Below are 12,675 nucleotides of genomic sequence, written 5' to 3'. Positions count from 1 at the left end.
TCATTTATCACGGCTTTGAGAAGCCACCCGGATCGGACGGGCGGCGGGCGTCCGCGCGACAATCCTGCCGTGAGTCCGACTGCCCCGATCCGCCGCATCGCCCATCTCGACATGGACGCCTTCTTCGCGTCGGTCGAGCTGCTGCGCTATCCGCAGCTCAAGGGCCTGCCGCTGGTCATCGGCGGCGGGCGCCGGCGCGCGGACGATGCGCTGCAGGCCTCCCGTGCCGGCCTGCCGCTGTCCGAGATCCCTGTCGCCGACTTCCCGCGCCTGCGCGACTATGCCGGGCGCGGCGTCATCACCACCGCGACCTATGCCGCGCGCCAGTTCGGCATCGGCTCGGCGATGGGGCTGATGAAGGCCGCCAGGCTGTGCCCGGATGCCATCCTGCTGCCGGTCGACTTCGACGAGATCAGGCGCTGCTCGCGCGCCTTCAAGGCCGTGATCCGCGAGATCGCGCCACTGCTGGAGGACCGCGGGATCGACGAGGTCTACATCGACTTCACCGAGGTACCGGGCGGCCAGCGCGAGGGCGGGCGGGTGCTGGCGCGGCTGATCCAGCGCGGCATCCTGGACGCCACCGGGCTGAGCTGCTCGATCGGCGTCGCACCCAACAAGCTGCTGGCCAAGATGGCCAGCGAATTCAACAAGCCGGCCGGGATCTCGGTCATCCACGAGTCCGACCTGCAGCGCCTGATCTGGCCCCTGCCCTGCCGCAAGATCAACGGCATCGGCCCGAAGACCGACCAGAAGCTGCAGGCGCTGGGCATCCACACCATCGGCGAGCTGGCCGCCCAGCCGCTGCAGGCGCTGCTGCGGCAGTTCGGCCCCAGCCATGGCGCCTGGCTGCACGAGGCCGCCTGGGGCCGCGACGACAGCCCGGTCGTCACCCACAGCGAGCCTGTCAGCGTCAGCCGCGAGACCACCTTCGAGCGCGACCTGCATCCGGTGCGCGACAAGGCCGAGCTCGGCGCCATCTTCACCCGGCTGTGCGAGCAGGTGGCAGCCGACCTCAGGGCCAAGGGCTATGTCGGCCGCACCATAGGCATCAAGCTGCGCTACGACGATTTCCAGTCGGTCACGCGCGAGCTGACCGTCGAGCAGTACAGCGCCGACGCGCGCGAGATCCGCCGCATCGCGGGCCAGTGCCTCAAGCGGGTCGACCTGACGCGCCGCCTGCGCCTGCTCGGCGTGCGGGTAGGCACGCTGGCCAGGCCGGACCTGCTCGCCGCCAGCCCCGGACCGGCGCCAGGGCTGCAAGCGGGCCTGTCCTTGCCGCTGTTCTAGCCTCCCCCAGTGCTCCAGCACCGGCGAATGGCAAGCCGGCGATCCAGGCTCGCCGCTTAGCATGGAAATACCCGAAATTCTTTGAATTCAAGGGTTTGAATCCTGCTAGCGGGTACAATGATTGCTCTATTGGAAAGCGCACTTTCCTTGTTACCGCAACCTGCTGCAATGAGCGACAGAGCCAGTTGCATCCTGCAACGAAACGCCCGATGAACCCGCGGCCCAGCAAGGGCAGCCCGGTAGCGCTCTAGCTGTTCGCACTCTCGGAACCCACCTGAAACCCACCGCACCCCAAAAAACAATAAATATATTAATATCAGCAACCCCCTCATGAAGGCCATCTACTCGTCAAACCTGAAACTGCGTCGGCAAACGACCTTCGTGGCGATAGTTATCATATTGACAACATGGGCGGCGGCCATCTATGAAATACAGCGCAGCAGGCAAACCTATATCCAGGAAGCCAATTTGCGCACCGCGAAGAACGCGCATATCTTTTCCGAATACAGCCAATCCACCATCAAGCGGCTGAACTCGTTCATTCTGGATGCCCGGGAGGAATGGCAGGGCGACTGGGAGCAGTTTGCGGACTATGTGCAGCACCACCAGAACATGATCGACGACCTGGTATTCCAGATCGCCGTCATCGACAGCCAGGGGATGATGCAGTTCTCCAACCTCAGCAAGCCCCAGACGGTGGTCGACCTGAGCCAGCGCGAGCATTTCCGCGTCCATGCCGACGCGCCGGAACAGGACATCCTGTTCATCAGCAAGCCCCTCAAGGGCAAGGTCTCGGGCAAATGGTCGATCCAGCTGACGCGCCCCATCCTCAAGCAGGGCACATTCGACGGCGTGCTGGTGCTGTCGATCGCGCCGGAATTCTTCTCGAAATTCTCCGACCGGCTGTTCACCGAAAACCGCAGCAAGCTGAAAATCGTCCGCAACAGCGGCGAGATCATGGCCATCAGCCCGACCTCGGAATCGATGTACAACCAGCAGGTGCAAGCGCCCTATCTGGACCCGGCTGCGCCGCAGACCGGCAACTTCCGGTCCTACAACCCGGCCACCCAGACGGAAGAGATCAGCGGCTACTACAAGCTGGGCGACTACGGCATGACCCTGGTCAGCTCGGAAGCGGAAGAGGATGTGCTGGCGCCCTACCGGATCTACCGCAATATCGTCATCGGCGTGACCTGCCTGACGAGCGCGGCGATCCTGTTCTTCTTCGTGCTGCTGCGGCGCTCGCAGAAACGGCTGGTCAAGGTGAGCCAGGTCACGCGTGAACTCCAGGGCATCAAGGAGCAGGCCGTCAGCGCCAACGAGGCCAAGAGCCTGTTCCTGGCCAATATGAGCCACGAGATCCGCACCCCCATGAACGCGGTGATCGGCCTGACCAATCTGCTGCTCGAGACCGACCTGACCCCGCACCAGCGCGATCACCTGACCAAGATCCACCTGGCCGGCACCGCCTTGCTCGGCGTGCTCAACGACATTCTCGACTACTCCAAGATCGAGGCCGGCCACATGATGCTCGAATCGGTGCCGCTGAACCTGGTCGAGGTCTTCGAGAAGTCGCGCGCCCTGTTCGAGATCCAGGCCGAGGAAAAGCAGCTGGCGCTGCGCTTCGAGGTCTCGCCCCAGATCCCGGCCTTGCTGCTGGGCGACCCCTTGCGGCTGCTGCAGGTCATCAACAACCTGATCGGCAACGCGCTGAAGTTCACGCAGGCAGGCGGCATCGAGGTCAAGGCGGAGGCGATCGAGCAGGACGGACAGGGCGCGCTGATCCAGGTTTCGGTGCGCGACAGCGGCATCGGACTCGATCCGGAGCAGCTCGACCATCTGTTCGAAGCCTTCACCCAGGCCGACCTGTCGACGACCCGCCGCTACGGTGGCACCGGCCTCGGGCTGAGCATCTCGAAGCGCCTGGTCGAGCTGATGGGCGGCAAGATCTGGGCCACCAGCGTGGCCGGCCAGGGCAGCGTGTTCTGCTTCACCGCCCGGCTGGGACTGTCGCAGACGGCAAGTGCCGCCACGCCGATGCCCGCGCCGGTGGTCGCACCGGTCAAGCGGGACTTCGGCCAGGCGCGCGTGCTGCTGGTCGATGACAGCCCGACCAACCTGCTGGTGGCCAAGGCCTACCTGAGCCGCCTGGGGCTGGAAGTCGAGACGGCCGACAACGGGCAGTCCGCGGTCGACAAGGCCACGCGATCGGCCTTTGCCGCCATCCTGATGGACCTGCAGATGCCTGGCATGGACGGCTTTGCCGCGACCCGTGCCATCCGCGCCAGCGGCAACCGTACCCCCATCATCGCGCTGACCGCCGCCGCCATGGACAAGGACCGGCAGGCCGCCGAGGAAGCCGGCATGGACGACCATATCGCCAAGCCCATCGACCCGATGGAGCTGGCCGCCGTGCTGGGCCAGTGGATTCCCGAGCAGCCACAGGCGGCTCCGGCTCCGGCTCCGGCTCCGGCCAGCGTCGATCCGATCCTGCCTGTCGCAGCGATCGAGCCTGCTTCCGGCAGCGGGCCACTGGACCTGGAACAAGCCGCCGAAGCGCTGGGCGGCGACCAGGAGTTGCTGCTGCAGGTGCTGCAGCGCTTCCACCAGGACTTCGTGCAGGCGCCCGAACAACTGCGCGAGGCCCTGGGCCAGCAGCAGCTCGATGTCGCCATCCGGCTGGTGCACACGCTCAAGGGGCTCGCACCCACGCTGGGCGCCGGGACCCTGCACCAGCTCGCGGTGCGCTTCGAGCAGGGCCTGCAGCAGCAGGACAGCGGATTGCAGGCCGAGTTCGTGCAGGAACTCAACAGGGTGCTGGCAGCGATCGAGGCAGCCAAGGACACGAACGGCAGCGCGGCCCGCCAGGACTAGCCAGCGCTGCAGCGCTGGCGCCCTGCCCGAAGCCAGCGGCGGCGGCGCCTGGCGCCAGCCACGGCTGGCTGACCGGGGCGGCGCTCAGCGCATCTCGAACAGTTCCTGGTGGAAATTTGCCGCTGGCAGGCCCTGGCCACAGAGGTCGGTGCGGATCGCGTCGCCGAAGGCCGCCGGGCCGCAGAACCAGACCTCGGCCGCGCGCCATTGCGGCACCAGTTCACGCAGCCGTTCACCCGTCAGCCGGCCGTCGCGGCCGCTGACCAGCAGGTGCAGGCGCACGCCAGCCGCCTGGGCATGTTCCTGCAACCGCTGCAGCGCGGTCTGGTCGACCTCGGCGGTCGAATGGAACAGGTCGATCTCGCGGCCGTCGGGCTGCTGCGCCAGCTGCTTGAGGCGCGCGACGAAGGGCGAGATGCCGATGCCGCCACCGATCCAGATCTGCCGCCTGGCCTGGCCCTCGAACTGGAAGCGGCCGTAAGGCCCCTCGACCGTGACGGTATCGCCGGCCTTGAGGCTGCCGGCCAGGGTGCGCGTGTAGTCGCCCAGCGCCTTGATCAGGAACATCAGCCGGCCATCGTCCTGCCAGGCCGAGGAGATCGTGAACGGATGCGGTCCCTCGCGCTCGTCGAAGGTCACGAAGGCGAACTGGCCCGGCTCGTGGCCGGCCCAAGGACTGCGCAGCCGGATCGAGACCGCGCTGACCTTGACGCCCTCCAGGTACTCGACCTGCTCGACCTCGCCGACGGCCTTGCGCCGCACGCCGATGCGCCGCGTCAGGCTGATGACTGCCGCGACCGTGCCGCCCGCCAGCAGCAGGCCATGCACGATGCCGACCGGCTGCAGCCAGTAGCCAAAGCTGGTCAGCACGATCGAGTGCCAGACCAGCACCAGGTAGGCCAGCGCGATCCAGCGGTGGGTGCGGAAGAAATGCCGGTAGGGAAAGCGCTTGAGCAAGGCCAGCGCGATCAGCGCCACTGCGACATAGAAGGCCTTCTCGCCCAGGTCCTCGGCCAGGCCGCGCTGGCTCTGCAGGAAAGCCAGCACCGGATCGGTCTGGACCGGGCGCGGCCCGCGCACCGGCCGCTCGAGCAACCCGGCCCCGATCAGCCACTTGGGCCCTTGCGAAATCAGCCAGTGCAGGATGGACAGCACCAGCCCCGAGATGCCGAGCCACTTGTGCAGCCGGTACATCTTGTCGAGGCCGTGCAGCCGGCGCTCGAGCCAGGCCGGGCGCACCGCGAGCAGCATCGCGGCGCTCATGACGCCCATGCCGAGCAGGCCCGAGTACTGGACCAGCAGGGTGCGCCAGGGAAACAGGCCCTGGGTTGCCGGCAGCGCGGCCGACTCGGCCAGCAGCCACAGGAGGGTCAGACCGAGCAGCAAGCCGGCCAGGGTGGTCTTGAGGTGTTTCATTTCTCGCAAGGGTGGCCTCTATCAGGCGGATGTTAGCCCTGGCCAGCTGAACCCACAATGAACGCTGGATGGGCATTCCCTCACGCGGCAGACAGACTGACATGGGCCGAGTGCAAGGGAAGAAGTCAGCGTGCTGGTCAGCGCCCAGACGCTCGATGCCGGCAATCAATGGTGGTGGTGCACGCCAGCCTGCAACTGGTAGAGGAAACGCCGCAACAGCCTCTGGTGCTCGAGCTCCATGCCAACGAAGCGTGCGCCAAGCAACTGCCCTCCCGTCTGGCGGAAATCATCCAGGCGGTTCATGAACTGCAGGCCGAAACGGATAGGGCCGAAATCGGGCAGATCAAGCCAGCACGGCTCCAGCACATCGCCCAGCTGGATCGAGAGCTCGCGCCCGACCGGCCAGGCGAGACAGACCCCTCCCTCGGAAAGGTCCACCATGGGTACAAGGCACCGACCAGATTGAGCTGGACGAGCCCCGGCTGCGACACGGGGCAAGGACAGTTCGCACAGCAGCGACGCAGGGCTGGGCAGCCGGAAAAACTCACGCCGCTGCAGCCGGTGCACCGCCAGCGGCATTCTGGCCATGCAAGCCGGAACAGCACCTGCCCTGTCCAACTGCAAGCCGTCCAGCAGGAAGCCCACCCGCACACTGCCAAGATTAGCCCAGGCCACGGCCGGCAGGCCCGTCCGCAGCAACTGCTCCGGCCGATGGCCCGGCAGAAAACCCAGGACGATGTCACCAGAATCCCGGACCTCGGTGATGGCTGCGCCCAGAGGACCCACGACCCCGGCGCAACACTCGACGCTCGTACCGCGCCGGGTCAGATCGCACATGATCTGGCGGATTTCCAGCGGAGACTGGGTCCAGAACGGATCCCCAGCCGGCGGCAGCGCGGTGCAAAGGGCCATGGAGCGAGTTCCTCAACGGATTCGGTCGCCTTCATGATCGCAGCAACCGGCAGCAGATGCCATCCGGAATTACACGGATTCGCCCCTCACTGCCGCGCGGTGCGGATGTTGGCCGGCGGCTGCTGCGGCTGGCTGCTGCGCCAGGGGTTGATGTCGAGACCGCCGCGCCGGGTGTAGCGCGCATAGACGCTGAGCTTGACCGGCTTGCAGCGGGCCCAGAGGTCCATGAAGATGCGCTCGACGCATTGCTCGTGGAACTCGTTGTGGTTGCGAAAGCTCACCAGGTACTGCAGCAGCCGCTCCTGGTCGATCGGCGCACCGGTATAGCTGATGCGCACGCTGGCCCAGTCGGGCTGGCCCGTGACCAGGCAGTTGCTTTTCAGCAGGTCGCTGACCAGGGTCTCGGTCACGGGCGGCTGCTCGTGGTCGGCGCGCAGCAGCTCAGGATCGGGCTGGTATTGCGTGCACTCGACATCGAGCCGGTCCAGGCTCAGGCCGTCGAGCTCGTGGATCTGCTCCTGGGCGAACTGTGCCGGCGCCAGCAGCCTGACGCCGACCGATCCCTGGCGCTCAGCCCCGCGCCAGGCCGCCTCCGACAGGTCGGCCTTCAGACGATCCAGCACCTGCTGACCATCGTCGAAGCGGCTGTTGTTGAAGCTGTTGAGGTAGAGCTTGAACGACTTGCTCTCGATGATGTTGGGCGACTCGCAGGGCACGGTGAAATGCGCGATCGCCACCTGCGGCTTACCGCGCGGGTTAAGCCAGCTCAGCTCGTAGGCGGTCCAAAGGTCGGCGCCCAGGAAAGGCGGCTGACCGCTGATGCCGATCTCGTCGCGCTTAGGCTGGCGCGGCAGCGGAAACAGCAGGCTCGGGTCGTACTGGTCGGCGTAGCTGGAGGTCTTGCCGAGCTGGGACTGCTCGGGCTGGTGCTGGCTGGGGTGCAGGGGTTCGCTCATGAAGTCGATCCGGGTTGTGCGTTCAGTGAACGGGCAGCGGCCTCAGGGGCGCGCGTCGCGGCGGAACACGAGGCGGTCCGGCTCGGAAGCCGCCGGCACATACTGGTAGCCCTCGAGGTCGAAGCCCTTGAGCTGCTCGACCGAGAGTGCGCGTTGCGCGACGGCATAACGCACCATCAGGCCGCGCGCGCGCTTGGCCGCGAAGCTGATCACCTTGTACTTATCCCCCTTGAATTCCTCGAACACGCAGGTGACGATACGCGGCTTCAAGGCCTTCTTGTCGACCGACTTGAAGTATTCCTCGCTGGCGAGGTTGACGATCAGCGGTGTCTGGTCGGCGGCGGCGCGCTGGTTCAGGTAATCCGCTATTCGGGTGCCCCAGAACTGGTACAGGTTCTTGCCCTTGGGCGTCGCCAGCCTTGTGCCCATCTCGAGCCGGTAGGGCTGCATCAGGTCGAGCGGGCGCAGCACGCCGTAGAGGCCGCTCAGGATGCAGACATGGTCCTGCAGCCAGCCCAGATCGGCCTCGTCCAGGGTCTTGGCCTCCAGGCCCTCGTAGACATCGCCGTTGAAGGCCAGCACCGCCTGCTTGGCGTTGGCGGTCGTGAACTCAGGGCTCCAGGCCTGGTAGCGCGCGACGTTGAGGCCAGCGAGCGCATCGCTGAGGTCCATCAGCTCGGCGATCTGCTGCGGCGACCGCTCGCGCAAGACCTCGATCAGTTCGGCCGCCTGCGGCACGAACAGCGGCTGGGTATGGGTGGCGGTGACGGGCGGGGTTTCGTAATCCAGCGCCTTGGCCGGGGACAATAGGAACAACATGCTGACCATCCTTTATCGCGACGATTATCTGGTATCGGTGGCCAAGCCGCCGGGACTGCTGGTGCACCGCACCGGACTCGATGCCGGCGAGACCCGCTTCGCGCTGCAGCTGCTGCGCGACCAGATCGGCCGGCCGGTCTGGCCGGTGCACCGGCTCGACAAGGGCACCAGCGGCGTGCTGCTGTTCGCGCTCGACGCCGCCACCGCGCGCGCGCTGGGCCAGGCCTTCGAGCGCGGCGAAGCCATGCGCAAGAGCTACCGCGCGGTGGTGCGCGGCTGGCCGCCGGAATCGGGCGTGATCGACCACCCGCTCAGGCGCATGCCCGACGACATGCGCACCGAGCGCGAGGAAATCCAGCACGCCCTCACCCACTACCGCACGCTGGAACATTACGAGCTGCCCTTGGCGCAAGGCCAGTTTGCCAGCACGCGCTGCGCGCTGGTCGAGCTGCAGCCCGTCACGGGCCGCCGGCATCAGCTGCGCCGCCACATGAAGCATATCGCCCACCCGATCATCGGCGACGCGACCCACGGCAAGGGACCGCTGAACCGGGCGCTGGCCGAGCTGCTGGGGCTGCAGCGACTGTGGCTCCATGCGGGCCGGCTGGAGCTGGCGCATCCGGTCACGGGCCAGCTGCTGGTGATCGAAGCCGGGCTGGGAGAGGAATGGGCGCGCTGGGCGCTTGTGGCTGGCGCCTGGCCCGATTCGGGCCAAGCTGCTGCAGGCGACGCCAGACCGAGCGCCAACCCGTAAAATCCCCAGCTCACAGAGGCACCGCTGCCGCCCGCGTCATGCCGCCGCCACGCCGGGCCTCCCAGATTCCCAGAACCTCCTGAACCCATGACCGACGCCATCGCCCAACCCGGCCTGCAATCCCTGTCCAAGTCCTTCGAGCCCGCGGCCCTGGAAGCCCATTGGGGCCCCGAGTGGGAGCAGCGCGGCTACGGCGCCGCCGGCTTCCGCGGCACCGGTGCGGCCCAGCTTGATGCGCCCAGCTTCGCGATCCAGCTGCCGCCGCCCAACGTGACCGGCACGCTGCACATGGGCCACGCCTTCAACCAGACCATCATGGACAGCCTGACGCGCTACCACCGCATGGCTGGCTTCAACACGGCCTGGATCCCGGGCACCGACCATGCCGGCATCGCGACCCAGATCGTGGTCGAGCGCCAGCTGCAGGGTCAGGGCATCAGCCGCCACGACATGGGCCCGACCCCGGCCGAGGCGCGCAAGAACTTCGTCGCCAAGGTCTGGGAGTGGAAGGAGCAGTCCGGCAACACCATCACGACCCAGATGCGCCGCATGGGCGACAGCGTGGACTGGAGCCGCGAATACTTCACGATGGACGACAAGCTGTCCAAGGTCGTGACCGAGACCTTCGTCCAGCTGTACCAGCAGGGCCTGATCTACCGCGGCAAGCGCCTGGTCAACTGGGACCCGGTGCTGATGAGCGCGGTGTCCGACCTCGAGGTCGAGAGCGAGGAAGAGGAAGGCAGCCTGTGGCATATCGCCTACCCGCTCGCCAGCGGCGAAGGCCAGCTGGTGGTCGCGACCACCCGCCCCGAGACCCTGCTCGGCGACGTCGCCGTCATGGTCCACCCGGAAGACGAGCGCTACGCGCACCTGATCGGCCAGTATGTGCGCCTGCCGCTGTGCGAGCGCGAGATCCCGGTCATCGCCGACGAGTACGTCGACCGCGAGTTCGGCACCGGCGTGGTCAAGGTCACGCCCGCGCATGACGCCAACGACTACGCGGTCGGCCAGCGGCATCAGCTGCCGATCATCGGCGTGCTGACGCTCGACGCCAAGATCAACGACCACGGCCCCGAGGCCTACCGCGGCCTGGACCGCTTCGACGCGCGCAAGGCAGTAGTCGCCGACCTGGAAGCCGCCGGCCTGCTGGTCGAGGTCAAGAAGCACAAGCTGATGGTGCCGCGCTGCGCCCGCACCGGCCAGGTGGTCGAGCCGATGCTGACCGACCAGTGGTTCGTCGCCATGACCAAGGTGTCCGAGCAGGACCCGACCGGCAAGTCCATCGCGCAGAAGGCGATCGACGCGGTGCAGAGCGGCCAGGTGTCCTTCGTGCCCGAGAACTGGGTCAACACCTACAACCAGTGGATGAACAACATCCAGGACTGGTGCATCAGCCGCCAGCTCTGGTGGGGCCACCAGATCCCGGCCTGGTATGACGCCGAGGGCCAGGTCTATGTCGCGCGCCACGAGGCCGACGCCCAGGCCCAGTTCGAGGCCCGCATCGCAAACTTTAGCGAGTCGCAGCGCGCCGCGCTGCTGGCCGCCGGCCTGACGCGCGACGCCGACGTGCTCGACACCTGGTACTCGTCCGCGCTGGTGCCGTTCAGCACCATGGGCTGGCCGGAAAAGACCCAGGACTACGACCTCTACCTGCCCAGCAGCGTGCTGGTCACCGGCTACGACATCATCTTCTTCTGGGTCGCCCGGATGATCATGATGACGACCCATTTCACCGGCAAGGTGCCGTTCAAGCATGTCTACATCCACGGCCTGGTGCGCGACGCGCAGGGCAAGAAGATGAGCAAGTCCGAGGGCAACGTGCTCGACCCGGTCGACCTGATCGACGGCATCGAACTGGCGCCCCTTTTGACTAAGCGCACCACCGGCCTGCGCAAGCCCGAGACCGCACCCAAGGTGCGCAAGCAGACCGAGAAGGAATTCCCCGACGGCATCCCGGCCTACGGCGCCGACGCGCTGCGCTTCACCTTCGCGGCGCTGGCCTCGCTGGGCCGCTCGATCAACTTCGACAGCAAGCGCTGCGAGGGCTACCGCAACTTCTGCAACAAGCTCTGGAACGCGACCCGCTTCGTGCTGATGAACTGCGAGGGCCAGGACTGCGGCCTGAACGAACACAGCGCCGACCAGTGCGCCATCGGCGGCTACCTCGACTTCAGCGCCTGCGACCGCTGGATCGTCTCGGGCCTGCAGCGCGTCGAGGCCGAGGTCGCCAAGGGCTTTGCCGACTACCGCCTCGACAACGTCGCCAACGCGATCTACGATTTCGTCTGGAACGAGTTCTGCGACTGGTACCTCGAGATCGCCAAGGTGCAGATCAACACCGGCAGCCCGGAGCAGCAGCGCGCCACGCGTCGCACGCTGATCCGCACGCTCGAGACCATCCTGCGCCTGGCGCACCCGATCATCCCCTTCATCACCGAGGAGCTGTGGCAGAAGGTAGCGCCGGTCGCCGGTCGCGCGGGCGCGTCGGTCAGCGTCGCGGCCTACCCCGTGGCCGCTCCTGAGCGCATCGACGCGGCGGCGGAAGCCCATGTCGCCAAGCTCAAGTCCATGGTCGATGCCTGCCGCAACCTGCGCGGCGAGATGAACGTCTCGCCCGCACAGCGCCTGCCGCTGTACGCGGTCGGCGACGCCGAGTTCCTGACCAGCATCGCGCCGGTGCTGCAGTCGCTGGCCAAGCTCAGCGAGGTCAAGGTGTTTGCCGACGAGGCCAGCTGGACCGAGGCGGCCCAGGCCGCGCCGGTCGCCGTGGTCGGCGAATCGCGCCTGTGCCTGTTCATGGAGATCGACGTGGCAGCCGAGAAGGCCCGCCTGTCCAAGGAAGCCGCGCGCCTGTCGGGCGAGATCGCCAAGGCCAAGGGCAAGCTGTCCAACGAGGCCTTCGTCGCCAAGGCGCCGCCGGCCGTGATCGAGCAGGAGCAGAAGCGCCTGGCCGACTTCGGCGCCACCCTGGCCAAGATCGAGCAGCAGTTGCAGCGACTGGGCTGATCGACGGCACCGCCAGCCCCGCGGGGCCTGGGCGGCGGATCGAGCGCACAGCAAAAAGGGACGCCGGGCCTGGACCCGCGTCCCTTTTTTGCCTCCGGCAGGCTGGCCGGGGCGGGTTTTTTCAGTGCAGCACGAACACCGGCAGCTTGCTGCGCGCGATGATCTTCTTGGTGTGCGAGCCGAACAGGAACTCGCCGACCGGACCGCGGCCATGGGTGACCATCACGATCATGTCGCAGCCGGCCTTGTCGGCCTCGTCGATGATGGCGTCATCGACATTGCTGTTGGTGGCATGCTGGCCCTGGAAGGGGACGCCGGCCGCGGCGCAGCTGGCCTCGAAGCGTCCCAGCAGCGTCTTGGCATGGGCCTCGTTGCGGGCATCATGCTCCTGGATATGCTGGGCGAACAGCTGCGGGTTGTGCGAAGTCTCCGACAGCGCCAGCTCGGGCTCGGCGACGAAGCCCGTGATGCGGGCGCCGAGCTGCTTGGCCAGCGCGATGCTGCCGTCGATGGCGCGCTGCGACAACTCGGAACCGTCGACGGGGACGAACAGGTGCTGATACATGGTGATGTCCTCTGATTGGGATGGATGGAGTCAAACTGATAGGTATAAACCCATTCTATAGAAGCCTGCCCCAGCTCCGGATCCGT

General features: G+C 66.9%; 9 protein-coding genes. 4 read left to right on the top strand and 5 right to left on the bottom strand.

Going from position 1 to position 12,675, the window contains the following annotated elements; all coding sequences use genetic code 11:
• Window positions 1-111: 111 nt before the first annotated feature.
• Both C6P64_RS04515 and C6P64_RS04510 read left to right on the top strand, forming a co-directional pair.
• On the top strand, window positions 112-1,287 hold the full coding sequence (locus C6P64_RS04515) for a Y-family DNA polymerase (RefSeq protein WP_105747435.1): 1,176 nt from the start codon (window positions 112-114) through the stop codon (window positions 1,285-1,287).
• Window positions 1,288-1,755: 468 nt separating this feature from the next.
• Entirely contained in the window at window positions 1,756-4,161 is a 2,406-nt protein-coding gene (locus C6P64_RS04510; protein ID WP_170073038.1) for an ATP-binding protein, read from the top strand.
• 84 nt (window positions 4,162-4,245) lie between these two features.
• Here C6P64_RS04510 and C6P64_RS04505 read toward each other — a convergent pair whose 3' ends face one another.
• The 4 genes from C6P64_RS04505 to yaaA form a co-directional block, all read right to left on the bottom strand.
• Window positions 4,246-5,577, bottom strand: a complete 1,332-nt coding sequence (locus tag C6P64_RS04505) for a ferredoxin reductase family protein (RefSeq protein WP_105747382.1) — start codon at window positions 5,575-5,577, stop codon at window positions 4,246-4,248.
• Between the two features lie 165 nt (window positions 5,578-5,742).
• Window positions 5,743-6,489, bottom strand: coding sequence for a flagellar brake protein (locus tag C6P64_RS04500; protein WP_105747381.1), 747 nt, complete (start codon window positions 6,487-6,489; stop codon window positions 5,743-5,745).
• A gap of 86 nt (window positions 6,490-6,575) precedes the next feature.
• A complete protein-coding gene (queF, locus tag C6P64_RS04495) occupies window positions 6,576-7,445 on the bottom strand; it encodes an NADPH-dependent 7-cyano-7-deazaguanine reductase QueF (RefSeq protein ID WP_105747380.1) in 870 nt (289 codons plus the stop codon).
• Between the two features lie 42 nt (window positions 7,446-7,487).
• Window positions 7,488-8,264, bottom strand: a complete 777-nt coding sequence (yaaA, locus tag C6P64_RS04490; RefSeq protein ID WP_105747379.1) for a peroxide stress protein YaaA — start codon at window positions 8,262-8,264, stop codon at window positions 7,488-7,490.
• On the opposite strand from yaaA, the gene C6P64_RS04485 reads away from it, so the two are divergent.
• Both C6P64_RS04485 and C6P64_RS04480 read left to right on the top strand, forming a co-directional pair.
• Window positions 8,263-9,018, top strand: a complete 756-nt coding sequence (locus C6P64_RS04485) for a pseudouridine synthase (RefSeq protein WP_105747378.1) — start codon at window positions 8,263-8,265, stop codon at window positions 9,016-9,018. The genes yaaA and C6P64_RS04485 overlap by 2 nt on opposite strands.
• Before the next feature lie 87 nt (window positions 9,019-9,105).
• Complete coding sequence (locus C6P64_RS04480) at window positions 9,106-12,024, top strand: valine--tRNA ligase (protein ID WP_105747377.1); 2,919 nt, start codon at window positions 9,106-9,108, stop codon at window positions 12,022-12,024.
• Between the two features lie 121 nt (window positions 12,025-12,145).
• On the opposite strand, the gene C6P64_RS04475 is transcribed toward C6P64_RS04480, so the two are convergent.
• Window positions 12,146-12,589: a universal stress protein gene (locus C6P64_RS04475; protein ID WP_105747376.1), complete on the bottom strand. Its 444-nt coding sequence runs from the start codon at window positions 12,587-12,589 to the stop codon at window positions 12,146-12,148.
• Window positions 12,590-12,675: the final 86 nt, after the last annotated feature.

The sequence above is a fragment of the Malikia granosa genome (genome assembly GCF_002980595.1).
GTDB classification, from domain to species: Bacteria; Pseudomonadota; Gammaproteobacteria; order Burkholderiales; family Burkholderiaceae_C; genus Malikia; species Malikia granosa.
Note: the sequence above shows the minus strand (reverse complement) of the source record. Positions and strands in the feature narration are given on the sequence as shown.

Bases quoted from the DNA above. Each gene is read 5' to 3' on its own strand.
- C6P64_RS04475 (WP_105747376.1), bottom strand. From the start codon at position 12,589: ATGTATCAGCACCTGTTCGTCCCCGTCGACGGTTCCGAGTTGTCGCAG.
- C6P64_RS04485 (WP_105747378.1), top strand. From the start codon at position 8,263: ATGCTGACCATCCTTTATCGCGACGATTATCTGGTATCGGTGGCCAAG.
- C6P64_RS04480 (WP_105747377.1), top strand. From the start codon at position 9,106: ATGACCGACGCCATCGCCCAACCCGGCCTGCAATCCCTGTCCAAGTCC.
- C6P64_RS04505 (WP_105747382.1), bottom strand. From the start codon at position 5,577: ATGAAACACCTCAAGACCACCCTGGCCGGCTTGCTGCTCGGTCTGACC.
- C6P64_RS04500 (WP_105747381.1), bottom strand. From the start codon at position 6,489: ATGGCCCTTTGCACCGCGCTGCCGCCGGCTGGGGATCCGTTCTGGACC.
- queF (WP_105747380.1), bottom strand. From the start codon at position 7,445: ATGAGCGAACCCCTGCACCCCAGCCAGCACCAGCCCGAGCAGTCCCAG.
- C6P64_RS04515 (WP_105747435.1), top strand. From the start codon at position 112: ATGGACGCCTTCTTCGCGTCGGTCGAGCTGCTGCGCTATCCGCAGCTC.
- yaaA (WP_105747379.1), bottom strand. From the start codon at position 8,264: ATGTTGTTCCTATTGTCCCCGGCCAAGGCGCTGGATTACGAAACCCCG.